This window comes from Gottfriedia acidiceleris, from assembly GCF_036421055.1.
In the GTDB taxonomy this organism is placed as follows: Bacteria; Bacillota; Bacilli; order Bacillales; family Bacillaceae_G; genus Gottfriedia; species Gottfriedia acidiceleris_C.
In genome coordinates this window covers 1-22310 of sequence record NZ_JAZGQS010000026.1, presented here as the reverse complement: position 1 = coordinate 22310, position 22310 = coordinate 1, and the positions used below count along the sequence as shown (strand labels likewise).

The following is a 22310-nucleotide window of genomic DNA, read 5'->3' as shown; positions in this document are numbered from 1 at the left end:
AAGACGAGTATTAATACTCGTCTTTTAATCTATTAAATAGTAAAGGATGTATGTTATATATGAAAAAGAATACTGTCTATCTGAATATTTTACTAATATTTATTCTGGTTTTCGCTTTATCTTGTTCGCATAAAAAGCAAGATAATATGATGGCATTAATATTTACATCATTTAGTAAAAATAAAAGTAGTATAAAATTTTATAATGAAAATTTTCAAATGAAAAAGGAAATTAATATCAATTATGGAGGGATAGGTAAGGGGAAAAAATACAATAATCACTACTACCTTCCAATAACTGGTACTCCATTCTCTGCGCAAAATAAAATACTAAATATAAATTTAAAATCAAATGAGATAAGATATATTGATACATTTTCTAAACCAATTGATCTTGTGAAATTAAATAACTATTTATATGTAATACATAATTCTGAATTAAGAAAAGGAAAAGTTTCAAAAATAAATCTCAAAAATAATAAAATTGTAAAAGAAATATCATTAAAAGGGGTATTGAAAAAAATAGCATGTATTAACGATGAAATTGTTGTAGTAGGTGACGATGTAGAAGGATTAAAACAAAAAATCTATTTTTTAACTACAAACTTAAAAACAAAAAATAAAATTGTAAATGAAAAGACAGCATTTCCAACTGATATTGCCTTAAATGGGAGCTTAATTTATGTAATAAACAATGCAAAAAACGATTTTTCAGGTCCCACTAATCAAATTATCCAAATTGATAAAAAAACAAAAAAGTCTAAATTGGTTGAGTTAAATTTCCTAGGACCTTGGGAGATTTTCTTTAATAAACGATCCACCTATATTACACAATATGATTTTTCTAATAAAACTGGCAGTAGGATACAGATTATTGATGAAAGTAATAATACTAGAAAATTATTGAAGTTAAATAATGATCCCATACTAAGTAAACTAGATAATAAACATTTTTATTCTAGCGATAACAAAGGAATGTATATATATGATATTCAAACATTTAAATTAACCCATTCTATGACATTTAAAGATAAAGATCATACATTGATTGACTTTATATTAAAAGAGGAGGAAACCAAATGAAAATTTTCTACTATATTATTTTTAGTTATTTATTATTTAGCATAAATTTACTTTTTAATGGTTTTGATTCTTTTAAAGTTTGGTTTACTATAAATTGTATTTCTATCTTAATCTTAATTCTTAGTTTAATAGTTTCAATTTTTTACATAAAGCAGCAAAAAAAATATATATTCACTGTTTGTTTATGTCTTGTTTCTCTTTTCATTTTTTCATTATGGACTTACATTCCTTTAAGTGCATAATTTAGTGGCCATACAATTTACTTTAACTCTAATAGATAGGAGAGTCTAATTATGACACAATATCATTTTATTTCTTCACCAATACCACTGAAAGATGGAATCTTTGGTGATAATCCTATTTCTCCTAATGTTTATGCTAGTGAACTAGATTTTACACATCTCTATATGGAGAAAAATTATGACCCAGAAGAAAAAAAGATTTTTAGTTTCTCCAAACATTTTAAATATAAGTATCAAGTATGTATGATGTCTCAACAAGTTCCGCTTAAAGGAGAAAAACGGATTACTCCAGAAGGTGAAAAATGTTTAAAGATTTTATACGAATACATTAAAGAAGCTTTAAACGAAAGTGGCGTTATAGAGTATTACACTTCATGGAATTCAGAAGAAGACTACCCAATTAACCATAAACGCCAAATTGCATTAAAAGATATAAAATCTCCAAGAGACTTAATAATAGCCGAAAGAGAATTTGTTACAATTTATAAGGACGAAAAAGCACCTCCATCTTAAAAATTACCCTATTGAGTAAGCTTGTAAAAAAGCTACTAAATAGGGTATTCTTCTAGTGAAAATAGACTAGTATTTTTTAACCATCATTTACCAATAAATATGTTAAAATTAAAATTAGATTAAGTTACAAAAATACATCTTATGAATTTTACTAAATAAACGGAGGAATCCATGGAAAACCGTGAACGTTTCTATAAACTAATGAAACTATTAGAAAGTAAAACAGATATTGATCGTGAGTTTACCTTTGATGAAATAAAAAAGAGATTGGCAGCAGGAGAAGAGGATTTTTCGTATAGTAAAAATACATTTTTAAAAGATATATCGGTATTAGTGGATGTTGGTTTTGATGTAATTGAAAACGCTTCAGATGGTAAGGCAACTACATATAGTCACCAAGAAAGATTATTTGAATTACATGAACTGCGCTTATTAGTAGATGCTGTTACAGCTTCAAGATTTTTAAACAAACAAGAAACAAAGAAAATCATCGATAAATTAAAAAAACTTACGAGTGAAAACGAAGCGAAAAAGCTTCATAATGGCATTATTCCAGACACAGCGATTAAAAGTGAGAGCAATCGAATTCACTTCTCAATTGATCAAATTCATCAAGCTATTGCCGAGAAAAAATTACTTACTTTTCAATATGGCCGATACAATTTTAAAAAAGAATTTGAGCTAAGCCATGATGGGAAAAAGTACTCAGTAAAACCACTTGCAGTAATTTGGTCAAATGACTACTATTACTTAATTACTAGAAGCTTACCTGATGATCAACTTAGACATTTCCGTGTGGACCGAATGCGTGAAGTTAAAAGAACAGATGAAAAATTTCAAGATGAACGCTTTAACGTTGATGAATATTTGAGTACAGTCTTTAATATGTTTGCCGGTGAACCTGATTATGTAAAAATCAAGTTTAAAAAAAGCTTATTGAATGTAGTACTAGACAGATTCGGATTAAAGGCGGATATTCAGAAAGTGGATGATGATCATTTTATATTAACTACGAAAGCTGCGATTAGTGATGGGTTGATTACTTGGATTTTAACATGGGGAAGGGATGCTCAGGTGTTAAGTCCACCTTCTGTGATCGAGAAAGTACAAGAGCAAATTTTTGAGATGAGTAAGTTGTATAGTATGAATTTGCAACCATAATTTTTAACGAAAAGAGTATCTTAGGGATGCTCTTTTTTTGTGAAAATTAAAAACCGATGAAAGGTAGTGTTACCTAAAATTCTTCATACTTATTTCAAAATTACGTAAATTATAATGTAGTTAATTATGTTACTATTTTCACAAGTGTAAAGTTATTTTTTGCTAAATAAGATGTGAGGTTTGTGAATGATGCTAAAGGTAATTTTCTATTCTATTATTTCAATTGTAGGGATCAGTTTAATAATGTATTTTTCTATATTGTTTTCCAGGCCAACTCCTGAAACAAAAATAAAAATTAATAAGCATGAAATAAGTACTAAACTATCTTCAATTAACCAACCAATTTTGATACCAAAGGGACATAAGATTTCAAGTGTATATCTGTTAGAATGGGTTTACTTCTCCTCATGTTGAGGTGAATCTTCAAAACAAGATTAACATAAGTATTTTCTCATCAAATGACTTAAATTACGAAGGAGCGAATATGGTTGGAACTCAAATGATAAAGAGTCTTAAAATCAGTGAATATCAAACGAAAGATAGAAAGGTAATCTATATTTTTTAAGATGGCCAATTTAATTATGTTTATGAATTTTACGAGATTTATAGGCAAAATATTGATGAGTATTTATCAAAAAATATACTTTAAATAATGGGGGATAATTTCTTATGGTATTGTATTTTATGTTTTTTGGACTTGAAAAACAAAAACCAAGGAATTAATCCTTGGCTCATCCATTTGCTTTAATGCCTTACTACTTTAACAGTAGTTGCTTGACTAGTATTCCCAGCCGCATCCTTTGCAGTTACAGCAATTATTGTGTTTTTTTTCTGTGCTTTGATTTTAACTGTAAAGTTTCCTTTTGAATCAGCTTTGGCAGTACCTAAGACTTTACTTCCAACTTTCACGGTTACAGTTGAGTTGGCTTCAGCTTTTCCAGTTACTTTTGAATCATTATCATCAATTCGATTAACCTTTGGCTTACCTGGTGCAATTACATCTACCACGGTTACAGTTGTTGCTGCACTTGTATTACCAGCAGCGTCTTTAGCAGTTACAGTCAGTTTTGTACCTGCATATTGAACAGCTATATTAACCGAATAATTTCCTGACGAGTTAGCTTTAGCAGTTCCTAATACTTTAGTCCCTTTTTTAACAGTAACAGTTGAACCAGCTTCGGCTTTTCCAGTCACAACTTTGTCATTATTATCTACTTTATTTACAACAGGTTTAGCTGGGGCAATGACATCAACAACTTTTGTCGTTGCAGCTACACTCGTATTCCCAGCAGCATCTTTAGCGTAAATACTTAAAGTAACTCCAGCTTTTTGTGCTTTTATTTTTACAGAATAAGCTCCATTTGATGTGGCTTTAGCAGTACCGATTTGAGTGCTTCCTACTTTTACATTTACAGTAGAATTAGCTTCTGCTTTACCTGTTACAACTAGATCATTATTATCAACTTTATTTACGATTGGTTTATTTGGCGCCACATTGTCCTCGAAACCAGTTGCAATGGCATATAAGTCATCTTCTGTATTATTGTCAATATCGTCTACATTATCATGATCGATAACTCCTACATAATAAGTACCGGCTTTTGCTTGATATGCTTGGTACTCAGCGCCGTCATCGTCATATTCCGAACCTAAGTATACTAATTTTTTACTCTCAACAAAATCCTTTTCTACAGCGGCAAATAATAGATCAATATTAGTAGAGTTGGTTGCTCCAGCTAAATATAAAAGTCCATCAGTCGGTACAACTACTTTATGTAAATCTAAATCATACAAAGGGAGTAACTGACCGATCAAGATTTTCTCATAAGATGTATTATCTGCATAAGCAAACTCATCATTGTATTCAGTCTCGTAAATAAAATCATCATCTGCACTAGTGGCATTATCTTTATTCAAAGTTCCCACTTTATTAAAGTTTACTGAAATGGATGGAGAAAATTTTACTTCTTTTCTAAGTTGGTTAAACGTTTGGAAATCTAGGATTCCTTTTTGAAGAGGTTTTTTAACCTGATGCTCAATCATCTTCTTTGATAAATCGTATCCATTTCCTTCCGCCTTTACAGTTCCTAAAGACAATGGTGAAGCTAATAATCCTAAAGTAACCAATGATAAGATTTTTTTATTAAGCACAAAATCACTCCCTAAGTTTTCTTTTAAGAACACTGAGGTATCTAATGCTACTATAAAAAATCAGCCACAACCATGGGCATCATTACATATTTTTTTTTCGACAATTAAAAAGACTTTAGGCTTGTTTAATGAAATTTTAATAATCGAATATAAAAGTAATTAAGCTAAATAAGACTATTTATGACGATTTCATTTGGAATTAATATGAAAGAATCAATAAAACTCCTTAAGTACTTGGAATTGTTTTGGTAAAAATATGAAACTATTATCACGTATGAATGATACTAGAATGATCATTTGATTCTCTTTTTTGATGTTCAAATTTTTGAATATCTCGCTTTATATAATAAAGTTATCATATTTAGGCAGGTAAAAATACTAAGTGTTTAGGCATGTGGTAGAGAGGTAGAATGAAAGAAAATAGGGGAGAAAACATGATGGACTAAATAAATCGAATCCTTATTGAACGCTCTTTTTAGTGGAGAAAGAAAAACGATTCTTCTATATTGAAGAATCGCGCCATTAAGTTTCTATCTATTTTCAAATTATCCCACTACCCCTTGAGAATAGATCAAGAAAAGGGGCGTATAAAGTCATCAACGTGTAAACAGTTTCCATTGCCCTTCAGATAAAACTTCTACCGCTCCATCAATTACTTGGATTGCGGTTTGATCGTCAATCGCATACGCAGGTCCCCGTATTTCGTCTGCCCATCTCTCTGCTGCAGCCATGGTGTTTCCCGGGAGCATCTCGTGATCCAGGTGAGGAAAGATTGAAAATTCCACCAGTCCCAGTGTTTCATCACCACCGACTGGTGGGGTCCAGCCAACGAAGTACTCTCCTATGTTAGGTGTCATTACCATGCTCCCAGCACTCATTCCCACATAGACTGCGTTCAGTGACGGTAAAAGGTCTGCCAGTCCGGATTGACGCATCCAGTGACATAGGTATAGGGCGTCGCCGCCTGACACTAGCAGTACATCTGTCTCCTGAACCAGTGGTATCCAGCGTTTTTCATCGATGCTTGGTAGCGCTGTGAGTTCCAATACCCCGACTGACTTCCAACCGAGGCCAACCATGGGGTTCTCTTCTTTCCCACTAATGAACTCCCAGGCTTTGACACCAGGGCCAACCCAAGGGTGTCCATACATTGCAGTGGGGATGCACAGGGCATTAGATTCAGATATTGGCTTGCCCAACATGTCAACCAACGCGTCGTGTATGCTTTTGTTATTGATACCTCCAGATGTAAGAAGAAATTTCATAATTTCGCTCCTTGTCCTTGTTTGGTACTGTCAAGTTTGTTCATACTTCTATGATTGTAACCCTAGCTTTAGGAATGATAAGAACACTTCATTTGAATCATTGTTATCAGATATTCAGCTTATTGTCTATTCGAATACATGCTAAAGCTCAGTCTGTCTTATACTTAACAATTCCACAAAATTTATATAAATCCTTGCTCAACTATTCTGCCATTTAGTCTCATAAGAAAATCAATATCTAATTTAACAGAGCCTCTGTAAAAAGTAGTGTTGTATTCACTACCAAATAAATTCATTTGGATTCTCCCTCTTAAAGTAGTGGATTTACAGCTTCAATTAGTAATCGATCAATCAAATTCAATATACATCTAATATAAAAGAGATTATAAGTAATTGTTACAATTTAAGGAACAAGCGCCTATATTTAGTTCATCTTCATACATTATTCAAATTTAGAACATTTTACTAGAAATTAATATGTTAATATAATCAAAAAAACAGAACGTTTTCTCGGAGGTGGGTTAAATTTGAAAAGTTTCTTCTATCTTATTTTTAGTTATTTAATTTTCATTTTAAATGTCACCTTCAACGGATTTAACAACTTCAACCTATTTTTAAGTTTAAATTGTATAAGTATTTTATTGAGCTTGCTTAGTTTTATGGTTTCGATCATTTCATCAAATAGGAGATGGAAAGAAAAAATCAATATTGGTCTAAGTTTGAATTTAATTCTAGTTACTTTTCTTTGGATTAACATAGTATACGTCGAGGTTTAGACGTTATTTAAATAGTATTTTCAAGAAAGAGGTGAGTTTAATGGGAAATTTATCTAGAGTAATGCTATTTCTTCTTTTATCTTTCGTAGTGATTATTTTTGTCTTAATCTTCTTTCTCAGTCCGGTATCCAGTAATATAAGTGGAAGTTCTTCAACAACTAATTTCTTAAATCCAGCTAATTGCCAGGTATATAAACCAAATACGGCGACAGCACAAACAGATGCAGCTTTTAAAAAAACTAAAGGGATGGTAGTTCATCATGTAGTTAATTCAACATCAATTCAGGATGTAGGTTATTATAAGGCAGGAACAAAGGGGCCTGGTAGAGATTCATCGAAGTATAATGTATATAATAATGTTTATCAAAATGATACTCAATATTGGGCGAAACAAGGAAAAGATTATAAATATATGGCGTCATATTACTATCCAGGAACTTTATTGGTAATTGGAAATGGATACTAAACAATCTATTAATCAACTTATAATATCTTTATTGTTATTCAATATTTTAGTAGGATGTACACCGAATAATAAGAATATCAAAAACACTTCCAATAAAGAGTCAAATAATAGTATAAATTATAATTTAAAGACAAAAATCAATAATTCTAATATTGTAACAGCAACTGTTGCTGAAGCAGAGCGAGTACCGAAGCTCTACTATAAATCTTTAAACGAGAAAAAATACGATGATGCAATAAAATTACTAGGTCCCAATATTGCATTTTATGGTGATCCTTCTTCAAGAAAGTATCTTGAAAACTTAAAATACACAACATTTCTGGAAATTAAGGATATTTCAAGTACAGATAAATTTAGATTAAGTCCTAATCAAGAACAATATTATGTAGTGAAAGCATACTATGCAAAAATAAATATTGAAGTAAGTAATCCAGAATTAGTGCCTATGATTATTGGAATAAATTATAGACTAATGATTGTGATAAAAGAGACTGAAAATAGTCAATGGTTATTAGATTCAGATGAAACTATAGATCTACTTTGACATGAATGTGTTAAAATTATAATTAAGAAATTAATTTAGACATTCACAAAAGTTAGTGTTATTTTTTTACAAAATAAAAAAGAGCACCCATAGTAAGCGCTCTTAGAAAAATTACTTCTTACAATCATAAGCAACCAAAGTAATTTCCAATTCCTCTTCTAAATTCTCAATCTTACTCTTAGCATCATTCGTTAAGTCTGCAATAATAAAGTCACTATTTTTTAAATCTTTTTTTTCATTGCTCATTTTCAAAAATCCCCTTTATCAAAATTTTACCTTTTCATTATTCCCTGTGGAAAAAAAACTATCCTAGCTATAATTGGACATTTAATAAGTTAAAAAGCAATAAGAGGGATACTTACTTTCGTATTTTATATTTGTTAAACTATTTATACTATTTAAATAATTCAGTGGAAATAATAGGCTTATAAAAGGAGTTGGATGAATGGAGAAGGATACAGTTTTTGCAATTGGTGATATACACGGTAGTATTAATGAACTGGAAAAATTACTTAATCAATGGAATTCAGATAATGAGAGGCTAGTACTACTTGGGGATTTAGTTGATCGTGGTGAGAATCCATACGAGGTTTTGCTAAGAGCGCAGCAATTGGAAAAAGATTATGGTGCGGTTGTTTTACTAGGAAATCATGAACAAATGTTATTGGACTGGCTTGAGCAACCTGAGTTTAAACAAACGTATTATTACGGACAAGGTGGTTCAGAAACAATTAATTCATTTTTTAAATTTGAAATTACAAATAAAAGAAGCCCTAATGAAATAGCACAATTAATGAAAGAGCAATTTGTATCTGAACTACAATTTATTAAATCGAGACCATTGTATTTTGAATGGGAAAACTATGTATTCGTTCATGCCGGAGTCGATCTAAATCTTGAAGATTGGAAAGAAACGACTGACAAGGAATTTTATTGGATTCGTGATGAATTCCATTACGGAAAGAATGAAACAAATAAAACATTTATATTCGGTCATACTCCAACTTCAATCCTTCACAAGACCGAAGGGAAATTTGATATATGGTATTCACCTTGTAAAACCAAAATCTGTATTGATGGAGCAGCTGCATATGGTGGGGTTTTACATGGGATTAAGGTGGATAAAGATGGAATCATCTCAACTCATTCGATTTCTTCACGATCAAAGTCTGCAAAGTATGAAATCTAATGATTAATATAATATAAAGCAAAAAGGGACGTAACTGCAATTTCATTTTCAAATTAAGGTAGCATTTATTTAAGAAAAAGGCTGCCTTTTTTGATTGGTCAAATTAATTGAAATTAAATGAAGTTGTGCGAATTGACGTTTTTAAAAAAAAGGTACTATTATATGTTTTTGGACTATTATGATAAAATGAATACTATTCAAGTTCATTTTGAGGTAAATGGTCATTTGAATAGGAAGAAGGGCTATGTATATGAGTTCTGACCTTTAATATTTCAGAGGTTGACTTTCCGACTACAAGAGAAGCCAATGCGGCTATGGAGGAATTAAAAATGACAAAACTAGACCTACTGAAAGATTTTATTCTTAACAAGGAACTAGACATTGATGTATCGATACCTACTAAGGATTATACAAATTTTTCATACAATGGATTTGATGCGGGTACAGTCTACAATAATGAAACCTACAGAATTTCTGTAGCTCGTGGAACAAAGGTAGAACGACTATTCCGTAAACGTAAATACAAAATGAAAGTTTCTAAAACCAATAACAACAATCTAGTTGCAATTTTTGAACTAGGAAGTGCAGATGATTTTGTACAAGTTAAAACGCTGCTTCTAAATATGGATAAATTAGCTAGCAACGGACTTCGTGAAGAACTGAACCGTGCAGTAAATTAAGTTCAATTTATTATTTCATTGGTATGACTAAAGAAAAGATAAAGCTAACTGTAAACTTTGGTTTTATAGGATGATTGAACCCACCATTAGATGGTGGGTTTTGTTTTATCTGATTTGCTACATGTATGATTTATTCAAAATGTCTTTTCAAACATAGAATCTAATACTGAAATATCTCCTGCTGCTAGGGGCTAAGACTGTAAACAAAATTGATGAAAATCGAAATTGTCTACAGTCTTTTTTATTTTTAAGGCAAGATCATGCTATCAAAACATCATTCAATTCAATGAGAATAATCAGGAATGATCATGCTAAACTACCCAAATAAACTAGTTATCCAAAACTATTTCTACATAGATGTATAGGTACTCCGTCACGATGAAATCTAGTATTCAATCCCCTTTTGAATATTCAGATATTTTCGTAATATTAAATTAAAGTAAATAAAAAGGTGATAAACATATGTGCAAAAATAATAAATCAATCATAACCATGAATAAATATTACGTTAGACCAGGTGACGAAATCGAATTTATGCCTAAAGAGGATAAAGTAAAAGAGATTAAACCGAATTTAGTAAAAGGAATTGTAACAAAAGTTCTTTCAAACTCTGTAATTGTTGATATGAGAAATGATCGTAATCATAGACATTATTACGAATATGATCACACTGTAATCAACCACAAAAAGTATAAAATTTTAGCTCCAATGTCAAAAAGTTGATTTCCTAGAAAATAGCCTTATCCCAAAATAAGTGGGATAAGGCTATTTTTATCATTCTTTGAAATCTATGGGCTTATTCCTGTCATTTTGCTTCATACATTGAGACATGAGTAACTATGAATTTATACTGAAAAAGTTACAAAAAGGTGAAACTTACACCGTTTTTCATAATTTAGTAACAATTAATGGAAAAAAAGTAAGGTGAAAAAGGTAATTGAAAATGGAAAAACTCAAATAAGTTAACAGTTATACACCAATATTTTACTGAATTTCCACTATTTATGTAACTTCTATTGAGTATAAATTAATAGATAAGTTTAATGGTTCTAGTAAAGTTATCAGTTCACTAAGTGATTGGACATATTCTTTTGCATCAGCGTACATACCAGAAAAGTTTTTGAAAAAACCTTGGTCTAAAGCAGCAGCTACTGCTACACTAAACGCTTTATACAAAGGTTCACAAGTAAAATATTATACAACAAAAGTATATCAAACAAAGGATTCCGTTTTTTATTATGGTAAAGTTGTGTCTTATGAATACACAGATTCCGCAAGAACTAAATTATCAAAAACAATCACACATATTTCAAGAGTAGCTAAATAATAACTATTCATTTTCTGTTCTAAATCAAATATCACTAAATATTGCATCGAAAAGTACAATAGTATATCCGGTAAGTGCAATGGGGTTGAGAAAATCTTAAAAAAGTTGCAAGTACAAATAAACCGTCCCAAGAATGATTTTAAAATAATAAGTAAAAATAAAAATATTGTTATTATTAGAGTAGTTTTAGAGCAGGCAAAAACTGCTTTTTTTTTCAGGAGAATAGGGAAAACATAGTAATAGTACTGTCACTTTCATGGAATGTCTATATTTATAGATTAATAAAGATGGAGTATTTAAGTTAATAAATGTGTGAAGATTTCCTTGATATATACCACGATCAGCTACCTAAAATTACTCTTCTAAATTTACTAAACCTTCTCAAGGAGTAAATATTTCAAAAAACGGTGGCAAAACTGCAGATAATGTAATATTTTTCATGTTTTTGTAACAATTTATTCCAATTTTTAACAAACTCAGACTTTAGACCGTTTTTCTCTCCGATAAGTTTTGTTAAAATACAATTAGGAATTTAGAAAATATTGGAAATAAGGAGGACGAAATGAAAAAGGCAATTGTACAAATTAAGAACTTATCAAAGGAAATAAAAGGGAAGAAGATTGTTTCTGATTTAAGCTTTGATATTTTTGAAGGCGAAGTTTTTGGATTTTTAGGTCCAAATGGAGCTGGTAAGACGACGACAATCAGGATGATGGTTGGTTTGATGAATATTTCTGAAGGTGACGTTGTTATTAATGGTCATAGTATTAAGTCCAATTTTGAAGAAGCAATTAAGAATGTAGGGGCAATTGTAGAGAATCCAGAATTGTATAAATTCCTAAGTGGTTATGACAATTTATTGCAATATGCTCGCATGGATAAGAATGTAACAAAAGAGAAAATTGATGAAGTTGTTGAGCTTGTTGGTTTAACAGGAGCTATTCGTCAAAAAGTAAAAACGTATTCTCTTGGTATGAGACAGCGTCTTGGTTTAGCTCAATGCTTATTGCATGATCCAAAGGTTCTAATTCTTGATGAACCTACGAATGGACTTGATCCAGCGGGTATCCGTGAAATGAGAGATCATCTGCAGCTTCTTACGAAGAAAAAAGGGATGGCCATTATTGTATCGAGTCACTTATTAGCAGAAATGGAAATGATGTGTGACCGAATTGGTATTATTCAACAAGGTAAGCTTGTAGATGTACAAACTGTAACAGAGCTTACAACTGAAGATGTTCAGACGTATTCAATTGAAGTGAATAATAATGAAACTGCACTTAAAGTATTATCTAAACATAATGCTAAATTAATTGATGACGAAATACATATTGAATTAACGAGAGAAGATGTACCGAATGTAATTGAGTTATTAGTCGAAAATCGTATTCGCGTATATGGATTTAAAGCAAATGCAAAAACATTGGAAGATCGTTTCTTAGAAATTACGAATGTTTAACAACTCTTTTTTTGTTGGTGCTTTAGAATTTCAAAAAGAAAGGGACTTAGGACATGTTAAAATTGATTCAAAATGAATGGATAAAGATTATTAAAAGACCAGGAACAATTGTGATGGTTGCTCTTATTATTTTACTAGTTGGAGCTATGGGTTCATTTGTAAAATATAATGAACATAAAAAAGAGCAAAATGCAGATAAGAACTGGAAGCAAGCATTACAAGTACAAACAGCAGAAGATAAAAAACAATTAAAAGCTCTAAGTGATAAAAATGACCCTCAAAGACCATTATTAGAACGATCAATTGCAATTAATGAGTACAGAATAGACCATAATATATCACCAAATGAAAAGACGAATGTTTGGACTTTTATGGATGTTTCATCAAGTTTAATTATTTTAGTCGGACTATTTACGATTATCGTTTCTGCCAATATAGTGGCGAGTGAATTTAATTGGGGGACGATTAAGCTATTACTAATCCGTCCGTTTTCTAGAAAAAAAATCATTATGTCAAAGTATTTAACTAGTATTCTATTTGGTTTTGCAATGTTATTTATATTATTTGTCGTTTCAAATCTACTAGGTTTAGCACTTTTTGGTGCAGGAAGTGGAAATACTTCATACTTAGCATATGTTGATGGGCATGTAGAAGAGCAAAGTAGACTTGTCTATTCTGCAAAGCTTTACGTAATGAGCTTCATCGAAACATTTATGCTTGCTACGATGGCGTTTATGGTTTCAACAGTATTTAGGAACAATACAATTGCAATCGGTATCTCAATTTTACTACTAACAGTTGGCAATACGGTAACAGTTATTTTGGCTGGATTCTTTGACTGGACAAAGTTTATCTTATTTGCCAATACAAACTTAATGCAGTACGTCAATGGCACACCACCAGTTGAAGGAATGACAATGACATTCTCTGTAATTATGCTATTAGTCTATTTTATTATATTCCTAGGATTATCATTAGTTGTATTTTCAAAACGAGATGTAACAGCTTAAGTTGTTAACTGTTCTTTTTTAAGCACTAAATTAAATGAAAAAAACTAAGACCTTATTCTAATTTATGAATAAGGTTTTTTTATTTCTAAATAAAGATTGTCTTCATTTCATTATACTGTTTCACTGCTTGGTCATACTCTTTTTCTTAAAGGAATTTAGGTGAATTTAAATTTTATAGGTTGGTTATTACCTAAAACTTTTTATTGCTCATTTAAAACGATGTAATTTCTTCCATTTATTGAATAATTTTCATCTCCATTTCAAATCATAAAATAAAATCAAATTAGGGGAATGGTATGAGAACTTATAATGATGGTATGGAAAGAGATTCCTCAAATGAAAATTGGATTGATGAATTATCGAAATCAAATGATTTCGTTAAATTTAAAACTTCAAGTGATCTAGAGAATGATAGTTATTATAGCATTTATTTTATCCGGACATTAATTAAGTCTGAGACCATGCATGATCAAATACTCCCATATTTAACAAATAATTATACGCTTGATGATTTGAAGTCTATACTTCCAGTTCAACAAATTATGATTACTTCAGATCATTCTAAAATTATAAGTAAACTGTTAAAAGGTTATACGGCCATTCAATATGGTGAGAATAAAACAGATTGCTTACTTGTTAATATTTCGAAGAATGTGTCAAGAACAATTGGTCCTCCTTTAATGGAAGCTACTACTTTAGGTCCGCAGGTTGGATTTGTAGAAGATATGGATGTAAACATAAATCTAATACGAAATAAATTACCAATTTCTGAACTTCATGTCGAGGAATACGAAGTTGGGAAGTTATCAAAAACAGGTGTTTCTGTTATCTATATAAGCGGGATTGTTGATGAGGATAATGTAAATACGGTTACACAAAGAATAAAGGATATCCAATATGATCATATTCCAGATAGTTCATTTATTGCATCTATGATCGGGGATAACAACCATTCTATTTTTCCACAATCAATTCCAACTGAAAGACTTGATCGTACAGTTGGAGGTTTAACTGAAGGGAAAATCGCGATTGTTGTTGACGGTTCTCCAAATGTTCTTCTTACACCTGCTTTAATAGATGAAACGTTTATTGCAATGGAAGATTATTATGTCAATTGGGTACTTGCGACATTTTTCCGATGTCTCAGAATGTTTGGCTTTGCACTTTCGATCTTCATAACAGCTTTTTATGTTGCGATTCTTACCTATCATTACGAACTCATTCCGCCTCGGTTACTTGAATCATTAATCGTATCGAGAGCAGCGGTTCCATTTCCGCCAATCCTTGAGGCTTTATTTTTGGAACTTACAATCGAGCTTGTGAAAGAAGCAGGTCTTCGTTTACCATCAAAAATTGGGCAAACGCTTGGTATAGTTGGTGGGATCGTTATTGGTCAAGCGGTAGTTGAAGCTAAGTTAACAAGTAATATTCTTTTAATTCTCGTAGGTTTAGGTACGCTTGCTTCCTACACTTCTGCAATCTATAAGTTTAACAATACAATCCGATTTATGAAGTTTCCGGTTATCTTAATGGCTCAGTTTATTGGTCTATTAGGAATTTTTATTGGGTTTGTTTATTTAATGACTCACCTACTTCGATTAACGTCTTTAGGTAGACCGTATATTGGAGCATACCCGCTTAGAAAAACGGCATTCAATGATTTATGGATTAGATTACCATTTGCAATGCAGAAAAAAAGGCCGACAAACTTGAGACCAGCTAGTCTATTTAAGTCAACAAGTGATAAAAAAAGTCCAGGTCCACCTAGTGATTTTGATGAATAATGATAAGGAGGTATGATCATGGCATCGTATAGAAGGCAACAGGTATCACCTTACCTCTTGTTTTTTATTATTTCAGGCTCACAAATAGGAGTAGGTGTTTTAGGATTTCAACGGCTTATTGCACAAGATGCTGGGTTTGATGCATGGATTAGTGTAATAATTGCTGGGTTCTTTGTTAATGCAGTCGTATGGTTTATGTATAAAATGTTAACAAAGGCTCAAGGAGATATAATTGATGCACATAAACAATTTTTTGGTAACATTTTGGGTTCAGCCTTAAGTTTAGTCATTCTAACCTATTATCTAGGTTTATCAATTTCTGTTCTTAGATTATATATTGAAATCGTTCAAGTTTGGATGTTTCCGACAATATCAACGTGGCTATTAGCGATTATCATTTTATTATTGTGCTATTACATTGTATCAGGTGGTTTTCGTGTAGTAGTTGGGATTGCATTTCTATCTGGAATCTTTACAGCACTGCTTTATGCTTTGCTATTTCATTTACCACATCGATATGTTCATATGGAAAATATTTTACCTATTCTTGATCATTCGTTTAAAGATTTGTTATTGGCTGCAAAAAAGTCAGTTTATACAATGGCAGGATTTGAAGTACTACTAATGGTCTTTCCATTTATTCGGAATGGAAATTCTTCTCAAAAATTTGCTCAATGGGGAGTTGCTTTTTCAACTCTAGTCTTCACTTTATCAGCTTTTACAACATTTTTACTTTTAAGTGAAAGGCAAATTGCACATGTAATATGGGCAAGAATCTATATTGCTAGTTTAATTCATTTACCATTCTTAGAAAGGTTTGAATATTTACTAATTTCTAGTTTTTTAATTAAAGTAATCTCAATTTTAGGCCTATTATTATGGAGCACGAGCAGAGGATTAAAATTAATTTTTAAATGGAAGCAAAAGTATACGTTATTATTGATTAGTCTAATTTGTTTAATTATTTGCCAATTTCTTAAAACTCGATATCAAATTAATACTTTTACTGATTATATCAGTAGATTTTCTCTCTATCTCTTTTATATTTATATACCTATTTTTTCAATCATTTTTATGTTAACTAAGTCTGGGAAAGCATCATGAAAAAGATTAGACTATTTTTTATTATTTGTATTGCATTCACTTTAAATGGGTGTGCACTTGTACCGTCTGTGAATGTGAATGAACTAAATCTTGTTCAAGCATCGGGGTTCAATTTACCGAAACCCGATCAATATAAAGGTACTGTTGTTTTTCCTGTGTTTCGACCATCCGGACAGATTGAGTTTAATGTGTCTTCAGCAAAAGGAGAAACAATAAAACAAGTAAGGGAAAGATTAGATAGTCAAATGAGGTATCGGTTAATATCGGGTCAACTTCGAGTTGTTATATTTAGTATGGATTTTGCTAAAAGAGGTATTTTTCCAATCGTTGATACGTTTAATCGAGATCCGGCCGTTGGGAGTGTGATTCAATTAGCTATAGTCGATGGCCAAACAAGCGATTTACTTTCATTAAACCAGTATAAAAGAGATAACGTAGCTTTATATCTTTATGATTTACTACTACATAATTCAGAGAATGGAGCGTATCCGTACACTGATTTCGCAACATTTATCTTTCAATATTTTCAACTTGGACAAGACCCATATTTACCTGTGTTAAAAATAGTGAATGACAAGGTGAAATTAACTGGTATAGCACTTTTTAAATACGATAAACTCGTAACAATTATTCCATGGAAATATGTTTTCGTTTTTAAGTCGATGATAGAACATTATAAACAAGGTTTGCATCAGTTCAAGATAGATGGAGAGTATGTAGCAATTGATAATCTAGTATCAAGAAGTAAATATGATGTCAAAATCAAAAAAGGAAAACCAGAATTCACAATTCATTTAAATATGAATGCCAGAATTCAAGAATATACTGGTGATAAACCAATATTATTCCCAAAACATATTAAAAAAATTGAAAAAGCAATTGAAAGGGATATCGAAAAAAATGCAAGGGAGCTTATATCACTTCTTCAAAAAAATAATGTTGATCCAATTGGTTTGGGCTCAAAATTAGAAGCACATCAAAGAAGCTTTGCTGCAAAAAAATGGAAAAAACAGTATCCCAGTGCAAAAATTAATGTAAAGGTTAATTTAGATATCATTCATACTGGAATTGTTGAATAGAGAAAAAGGATTTGAAGGACTAACAGGCGCTTTAAGGTCAGAATAGACTTAAAGACGCCTATTTTTATTTAGACATTTATAAATAAATGACGTTGTATAAATACTGTATACAAAGATAAAGAGGAGTATGACAATATACTATTACGGAGAAATTAACTATATTGATAAAGTAAAAAAATACATAGTCATCACCAATTTAGAAAATAAGTAGATTGTACACCATTAAAAAAATCATATTTATTTTAAGGTAATTCCTGGAGGGATTATGCTTTTTAAAAATATTTTCATAACCCATACAATCATCATTAGCTTTTTTTATCTAACCTCTTCCATCTTATGGGGAGAGGCACGACAAAGGTTTGCAGGGAAATCGAAATTTCAAGAGTTTTTTATCGGGATTCTATTGAGTTTATTGACTGTTCTGTTAATAAATTTCCCAATTATCACAGATCATGGAACAAATATTCAAATTAGAGCGCTTGGAATGGAAATTGCAGCAATCTTTTTTGGGAATCTTACCTTAGTGACAATGTTTGTCTTTGATCTGATTGCTTTTTATTTTATTAAAGGATTGAATACTGTTTATCTAATTGATTCTCTCTTGCTTTTGATTGTTTTATTTTTTGGATTTTACATGAATTATCAAAAATGGGATGAAAAGAAAAGAATTCTTATTTTGACTACAATTATCATTCTATATAGATGTATCGGTTTTTATTTAATTGAAAAATGGATGCTAAAACCAATTGGTGATATTGTATTAGAAAGGCTACTACAAACGATTGGTTTATGGATTTTAATGTTTGTTCCAGCAGTTCTTTTAAGTTATTTTATAGCCAATCAAACACGGAATACAGAAATAAAATTAAAGAAAATGGAAAATATCGCAAATGTTGACAGTCTAACTGGACTATATAACCGTAGATATTTTGAAAAACAACTTTTAAATGGGTGCTCAGAATCATATGAAACATCAATACCAATGACATTATTAATGATTGATGTGGATTATTTTAAAAAATATAACGATTTATATGGTCACCCAAAAGGTGATGAATGCTTAAGAAAAGTAGCAGCGAGCTTGCAATTAGAGACGGCAAGTTCGTCGGGTATTGTTGCACGGTATGGAGGAGAGGAATTCTCAATCTTATTACCGAAATCTGATCTGAATGATGCACTTAAAATAGGTAATCGAATATGTAGAAATATAAAAAAATTAAAGATTGAACATGAGCAATCAGAGAAAAAACTAGTTACGTTAAGTATTGGTGTAGCATCACTGATTGCTGAGACGAAACAAGATTATCAAAAGTTAGTTAAGCAAGCGGATCAGGCACTATATAAATCGAAACATAACGGAAGAGACCAAGTGAGTTACTAAATATTATTTAATAAAAAACATCTATTTATCACTTTAAAAAAAAGGTGATTTAAGATGTTTTTTTTTATTTATTTTATTAGTGGATCTAATTTAAAGTGGTTCAATGCTTCGTTGACTAAATCAATATCATAAAGGTTCTTCTCTAAAAAAAATTTTATGACTAAATCATTCAAATCGCTGTCAGATAATGTATAGCCAGCAGAACTTAAGAGTTCGTTTGTTTCAATCTTATCTAGTTCAAGTGCCAACGATAAAGCAATTATTGTATTTTTCTTTGGATGATAATTAGGAATGGAGCGGATTTTTGAAAAATGTTTTCGGTCAATTCCCGCCTTTTTATAGATTAATGGATCACTGACATTTTTTTGATCAATAAAGTTAAATAGGATTTCTCTAAATGTTGGTTTCAGTTTATTTTTAATAAATGCTTCAATTTCTATATTTTCTAAAGGCTCAGTAGCAAATATTTCATTTTTATTAAAATATATTTCTTCTATATTTACTTCTTCAAAATGGCGTTTTACATATAGTTGTAATTCAATTAAAAATTTTTGGTTAAGCATTTTAAAATCCCCCTTTCAAAATGTCTCTTTTAAGGCGACCTATCTACTAAGTAATTTAGTTACTATTATAACATCAAGAATGAAGGGGCTGATTTCGAATGAACAATAACAAAATAGAAATCATATGTTTAATTGATAGAAGTGGTTCAATGGCTGGACTTGAAAGTGATACGATCGGTGGATTTAATGCATTAATAAAACAACAAAGTAGTTTTGATGGAGAAACGAATGTAACAACAGTTCTTTTTGACGATCAGTATGAAGTCTTATGGAATGGGAAAAATGCACGTGAAGTAACATTAACAGATAAAGAGTACTTTGTAAGGGGAACTACTGCACTTTTAGATGCGGTAGGTAAAACTATTTTAAATGTAGGCAACAGATTGTCTTTATGTAACGAGATTGAAAGACCTGGAAAAGTCATATTTGTTATTACTACTGATGGGTTAGAGAATGCAAGCGTTGAATTCACGTATAGTAAAGTGAAACATCTTATCAATCACCAACAAGAAAAGTATAATTGGGAATTTATATTCATGGGAGCTAATATAGATGTAGCAAAAGAAGCTAGTAGCCTAGGAATTATAAAAGAAAATGCTTATACCTTTAAAGCTTCTAATGAAGGTGTTGAAAAAATGTATAATGTAATAAGCGAAGCAGTGTCTGAAAAAAGGATATAAAATTAAATTCAAATCTAGTAAGTCTTTTTGATTTATTAGATTTTTTTATTGTAATGATAAATATGCAGTTAGAATAATAATGTTAGAATAAAGGGACATAAAACATATTTAGAGGAGAGATGTACATATGAAACCACAAAGCTTAGATTATCACGTTAGATATCACCCAGCTTTCCACTTTTTTGGGGCACCATTAGCATTAATCACAATTATTGGTTCAATCGTTAACTTATGTATCGCGATAAAAAATAGCGATCATATTTGGTTAGCAGTATTTATTTTAGTCACTTCGCTTTTATTAGTTCTTTCGTTTTTTCTAACAAGACTTTATTCCAACAAAGTGCAAGACCGTGTCATTCGAATGGAAGAAAATTTTCGTCATTTTACTTTAACAGGTAAACCGTTAGATCCTAAATTAACAATTGGGCAAATTATTGCATTACGATTTTCAAGTGATGAGGAATTTGTAGCGTTAAGTGAACGAGCGGTAAATGAAGGACTAAGTTCGAAAGAGATTAAGCAAAATATTAAAAATTGGCGTGCGGATGAGTATCGCGTTTAATTTTGTGTTTGGGACCTACTTTAGGTCCTTTTCTTGTTTCGAAGGGTTTTACTTAGTTTGATCGAGATACTTTCGAGTTAGATTATAAAGTTCGAGTAACAATACCAGCAAAAAAATTTGTTACCTATTATATATAATAAATTCCCCTAATGAGACTAACAATATGAATAGAAAATAATCTTTATCCTTGAAGGACTAAATCTGTTGAAAAACGTTTAGTCAGTAATATAGATTTTAAATGCTAAACGCAAATATCTAAAAGGAGCTCTAGCTAAAAAATGAAAGAAAAGAGTAATAAAATCAGAAAAAGAAAAAGAAAATCTCTTAAAATATTCCTATTGATCGTTCTAATTCTTATAGCATTTATTGGATATAAGGGAATAAGAACATATTATAAATTACAGAATGCTACCCAGGGTGAAGTTCTTCACTCAAGTTTGCGTAAGCAAGAAATAAAAGATACTCAACCTTTTTCCATTTTATTTCTTGGAATTGAAAACTACGCAACAAAAGGGAAGGGTGGTAGAACGGATTCGATCATATTAGTTACTGTTAATCCGAAAGATAAAACAATACAAAAAATGAGTATTCCACGTGATACATACGTGGAAATTCCAGATCAAAAAAGAAAATCTAAAATTAATGGTGCATATAACAGTGGTCTTCAATCAACTGTCAATACAGTAGAAAACTTTTTACATGTCCCAATCGACTATTATGTTACTGTAGATTTTGGTGGTTTTAAAAATATTGTAGATGAGATTGATGGAATTGATGTTGATGTTCCATTTGATTTTTGGCAATATACGGATACAAAACCACGTTATAAGGTTTACTTCAAAAAAGGGAATCAACATCTAAATGGAACAGAAGCTTTAGCCTATGCTCGAATGAGAAAGCGCGATCCACGAGGTGATTTTGGACGTGAAGAACGTCAACAACAAGTTATGTTGGCAATTATTGATAAATTAAAGTCTCCGAAAACATTATTTAAAATAGATAACTATGCAAGTGTATTTAGTAAAAATGTCAAAACAAATATGAGCTTGTCTGAAGGGTTATTCTTATTCAATGACATGAAGGATGCTAATCCTAAAAATATCACGACATTAAAATTGGAAGGAAGAGACGATTATATTAACAGAATTTACTATTATATGCCGGATCAAACTAGCGTAAGGGCTATAACAAATAGTTTGAGAAATCATCTGGAACTTGATAAATTACAAGCTAATTCAATTCAATCAAAATAAGTGGATTTTTAATTTTAAAAAAAGAGGTAAATGGAAGCA

The 22310-nt window shown here is 30.8% G+C and carries 22 protein-coding genes; 18 read left to right on the top strand and 4 right to left on the bottom strand.

The window, feature by feature from the left end; translation table 11 throughout:
• Positions 1–59 precede the first annotated feature (59 nt).
• From RAH41_RS22030 to RAH41_RS22020, 3 genes are all read left to right on the top strand, one after another.
• Positions 60–1082, top strand: a complete 1023-nt coding sequence (locus tag RAH41_RS22030) for a hypothetical protein (protein ID WP_331225415.1) — start codon at positions 60–62, stop codon at positions 1080–1082.
• A gap of 293 nt (positions 1083–1375) precedes the next feature.
• Positions 1376–1837: a hypothetical protein gene (locus tag RAH41_RS22025; protein ID WP_331225414.1), complete on the top strand. Its 462-nt coding sequence runs from the start codon at positions 1376–1378 to the stop codon at positions 1835–1837.
• Positions 1838–2008: 171 nt separating this feature from the next.
• Positions 2009–2998: a WYL domain-containing protein gene (locus tag RAH41_RS22020; protein WP_331225413.1), complete on the top strand. Its 990-nt coding sequence runs from the start codon at positions 2009–2011 to the stop codon at positions 2996–2998.
• 744 nt (positions 2999–3742) lie between these two features.
• Here the strand turns inward: RAH41_RS22020 and RAH41_RS22015 are convergent.
• A complete protein-coding gene (locus RAH41_RS22015) occupies positions 3743–5149 on the bottom strand; it encodes an Ig-like domain-containing protein (protein WP_331225412.1) in 1407 nt (468 codons plus the stop codon).
• A 596-nt stretch (positions 5150–5745) separates the two neighbouring features.
• Positions 5746–6414, bottom strand: a complete 669-nt coding sequence (locus RAH41_RS22010) for a Type 1 glutamine amidotransferase-like domain-containing protein (RefSeq protein ID WP_331225411.1) — start codon at positions 6412–6414, stop codon at positions 5746–5748.
• Positions 6415–7230: 816 nt separating this feature from the next.
• On the opposite strand from RAH41_RS22010, the gene RAH41_RS22005 reads away from it, so the two are divergent.
• Together RAH41_RS22005 and RAH41_RS22000 are read left to right on the top strand one after the other, a co-directional pair.
• Positions 7231–7656 (top strand): hypothetical protein, encoded by a 426-nt coding sequence (locus RAH41_RS22005; protein ID WP_331225410.1) that lies wholly within the window; start codon positions 7231–7233, stop codon positions 7654–7656.
• Positions 7646–8200, top strand: a complete 555-nt coding sequence (locus RAH41_RS22000; protein WP_331225409.1) for a DUF4829 domain-containing protein — start codon at positions 7646–7648, stop codon at positions 8198–8200. The genes RAH41_RS22005 and RAH41_RS22000 overlap by 11 nt, the downstream gene beginning before the upstream one ends.
• A 111-nt stretch (positions 8201–8311) precedes the next feature.
• Here RAH41_RS22000 and RAH41_RS21995 read toward each other — a convergent pair whose 3' ends face one another.
• Positions 8312–8446 (bottom strand): hypothetical protein, encoded by a 135-nt coding sequence (locus RAH41_RS21995; RefSeq protein WP_331225408.1) that lies wholly within the window; start codon positions 8444–8446, stop codon positions 8312–8314.
• Positions 8447–8645: 199 nt separating this feature from the next.
• On the opposite strand from RAH41_RS21995, the gene RAH41_RS21990 reads away from it, so the two are divergent.
• The 10 genes from RAH41_RS21990 (at position 8646) to RAH41_RS21945 (ending at position 19213) form a co-directional block, all read left to right on the top strand.
• Positions 8646–9389, top strand: a complete 744-nt coding sequence (locus tag RAH41_RS21990) for a metallophosphoesterase family protein (protein ID WP_331225407.1) — start codon at positions 8646–8648, stop codon at positions 9387–9389.
• 329 nt (positions 9390–9718) lie between these two features.
• On the top strand, positions 9719–10069 hold the full coding sequence (locus RAH41_RS21985) for a hypothetical protein (RefSeq protein ID WP_331225406.1): 351 nt from the start codon (positions 9719–9721) through the stop codon (positions 10067–10069).
• A gap of 462 nt (positions 10070–10531) precedes the next feature.
• Positions 10532–10792: a DUF2187 family protein gene (locus RAH41_RS21980; RefSeq protein WP_331225405.1), complete on the top strand. Its 261-nt coding sequence runs from the start codon at positions 10532–10534 to the stop codon at positions 10790–10792.
• A gap of 397 nt (positions 10793–11189) precedes the next feature.
• On the top strand, positions 11190–11396 hold the full coding sequence (locus RAH41_RS21975; protein WP_331225404.1) for a hypothetical protein: 207 nt from the start codon (positions 11190–11192) through the stop codon (positions 11394–11396).
• Between the two features lie 562 nt (positions 11397–11958).
• On the top strand, positions 11959–12855 hold the full coding sequence (locus tag RAH41_RS21970; RefSeq protein WP_331225403.1) for an ABC transporter ATP-binding protein: 897 nt from the start codon (positions 11959–11961) through the stop codon (positions 12853–12855).
• Positions 12856–12908: 53 nt separating this feature from the next.
• Positions 12909–13865, top strand: coding sequence for an ABC transporter permease (locus tag RAH41_RS21965; protein WP_331225402.1), 957 nt, complete (start codon positions 12909–12911; stop codon positions 13863–13865).
• A 296-nt stretch (positions 13866–14161) separates the two neighbouring features.
• A complete protein-coding gene (locus RAH41_RS21960; RefSeq protein WP_331225401.1) occupies positions 14162–15649 on the top strand; it encodes a spore germination protein in 1488 nt (495 codons plus the stop codon).
• Between the two features lie 18 nt (positions 15650–15667).
• Positions 15668–16753, top strand: a complete 1086-nt coding sequence (locus RAH41_RS21955; protein WP_331225400.1) for a GerAB/ArcD/ProY family transporter — start codon at positions 15668–15670, stop codon at positions 16751–16753.
• The gene (locus tag RAH41_RS21950; RefSeq protein WP_331225399.1) at positions 16750–17832 is read left to right on the top strand and encodes a Ger(x)C family spore germination protein; all 1083 of its coding nucleotides are present in this window, start codon (positions 16750–16752) and stop codon (positions 17830–17832) included. The genes RAH41_RS21955 and RAH41_RS21950 overlap by 4 nt, the downstream gene beginning before the upstream one ends.
• A gap of 265 nt (positions 17833–18097) precedes the next feature.
• Positions 18098–19213: a diguanylate cyclase gene (locus tag RAH41_RS21945; RefSeq protein WP_331225398.1), complete on the top strand. Its 1116-nt coding sequence runs from the start codon at positions 18098–18100 to the stop codon at positions 19211–19213.
• Between the two features lie 68 nt (positions 19214–19281).
• Here RAH41_RS21945 and RAH41_RS21940 read toward each other — a convergent pair whose 3' ends face one another.
• On the bottom strand, positions 19282–19776 hold the full coding sequence (locus RAH41_RS21940) for a hypothetical protein (RefSeq protein ID WP_331225397.1): 495 nt from the start codon (positions 19774–19776) through the stop codon (positions 19282–19284).
• Positions 19777–19874: 98 nt separating this feature from the next.
• On the opposite strand from RAH41_RS21940, the gene RAH41_RS21935 reads away from it, so the two are divergent.
• From RAH41_RS21935 to RAH41_RS21925, 3 genes are all read left to right on the top strand, one after another.
• The gene (locus RAH41_RS21935) at positions 19875–20456 is read left to right on the top strand and encodes a vWA domain-containing protein (RefSeq protein ID WP_331225396.1); all 582 of its coding nucleotides are present in this window, start codon (positions 19875–19877) and stop codon (positions 20454–20456) included.
• A gap of 127 nt (positions 20457–20583) precedes the next feature.
• Positions 20584–21018: a DUF6526 family protein gene (locus RAH41_RS21930; protein ID WP_331225395.1), complete on the top strand. Its 435-nt coding sequence runs from the start codon at positions 20584–20586 to the stop codon at positions 21016–21018.
• Positions 21019–21296: 278 nt separating this feature from the next.
• Positions 21297–22271: an LCP family protein gene (locus tag RAH41_RS21925; protein WP_331225394.1), complete on the top strand. Its 975-nt coding sequence runs from the start codon at positions 21297–21299 to the stop codon at positions 22269–22271.
• Positions 22272–22310: the final 39 nt, after the last annotated feature.

Excerpts from the sequence above, each read along its gene's own strand:
- RAH41_RS22030 (WP_331225415.1), top strand. The coding sequence starts at position 60 with ATGAAAAAGAATACTGTCTATCTGAATATTTTACTAATATTTATTCTG.
- RAH41_RS22025 (WP_331225414.1), top strand. The coding sequence starts at position 1,376 with ATGACACAATATCATTTTATTTCTTCACCAATACCACTGAAAGATGGA.
- RAH41_RS22020 (WP_331225413.1), top strand. The coding sequence starts at position 2,009 with ATGGAAAACCGTGAACGTTTCTATAAACTAATGAAACTATTAGAAAGT.
- RAH41_RS22010 (WP_331225411.1), bottom strand. The coding sequence starts at position 6,414 with ATGAAATTTCTTCTTACATCTGGAGGTATCAATAACAAAAGCATACAC.
- RAH41_RS22005 (WP_331225410.1), top strand. The coding sequence starts at position 7,231 with ATGGGAAATTTATCTAGAGTAATGCTATTTCTTCTTTTATCTTTCGTA.
- RAH41_RS22000 (WP_331225409.1), top strand. The coding sequence starts at position 7,646 with ATGGATACTAAACAATCTATTAATCAACTTATAATATCTTTATTGTTA.
- RAH41_RS21995 (WP_331225408.1), bottom strand. The coding sequence starts at position 8,446 with ATGAGCAATGAAAAAAAAGATTTAAAAAATAGTGACTTTATTATTGCA.
- RAH41_RS21990 (WP_331225407.1), top strand. The coding sequence starts at position 8,646 with ATGGAGAAGGATACAGTTTTTGCAATTGGTGATATACACGGTAGTATT.
- RAH41_RS21985 (WP_331225406.1), top strand. The coding sequence starts at position 9,719 with ATGACAAAACTAGACCTACTGAAAGATTTTATTCTTAACAAGGAACTA.
- RAH41_RS21980 (WP_331225405.1), top strand. The coding sequence starts at position 10,532 with ATGTGCAAAAATAATAAATCAATCATAACCATGAATAAATATTACGTT.
- RAH41_RS21970 (WP_331225403.1), top strand. The coding sequence starts at position 11,959 with ATGAAAAAGGCAATTGTACAAATTAAGAACTTATCAAAGGAAATAAAA.
- RAH41_RS21965 (WP_331225402.1), top strand. The coding sequence starts at position 12,909 with ATGTTAAAATTGATTCAAAATGAATGGATAAAGATTATTAAAAGACCA.
- RAH41_RS21960 (WP_331225401.1), top strand. The coding sequence starts at position 14,162 with ATGAGAACTTATAATGATGGTATGGAAAGAGATTCCTCAAATGAAAAT.
- RAH41_RS21955 (WP_331225400.1), top strand. The coding sequence starts at position 15,668 with ATGGCATCGTATAGAAGGCAACAGGTATCACCTTACCTCTTGTTTTTT.
- RAH41_RS21950 (WP_331225399.1), top strand. The coding sequence starts at position 16,750 with ATGAAAAAGATTAGACTATTTTTTATTATTTGTATTGCATTCACTTTA.
- RAH41_RS21945 (WP_331225398.1), top strand. The coding sequence starts at position 18,098 with ATGCTTTTTAAAAATATTTTCATAACCCATACAATCATCATTAGCTTT.
- RAH41_RS21940 (WP_331225397.1), bottom strand. The coding sequence starts at position 19,776 with ATGCTTAACCAAAAATTTTTAATTGAATTACAACTATATGTAAAACGC.
- RAH41_RS21935 (WP_331225396.1), top strand. The coding sequence starts at position 19,875 with ATGAACAATAACAAAATAGAAATCATATGTTTAATTGATAGAAGTGGT.
- RAH41_RS21930 (WP_331225395.1), top strand. The coding sequence starts at position 20,584 with ATGAAACCACAAAGCTTAGATTATCACGTTAGATATCACCCAGCTTTC.
- RAH41_RS21925 (WP_331225394.1), top strand. The coding sequence starts at position 21,297 with ATGAAAGAAAAGAGTAATAAAATCAGAAAAAGAAAAAGAAAATCTCTT.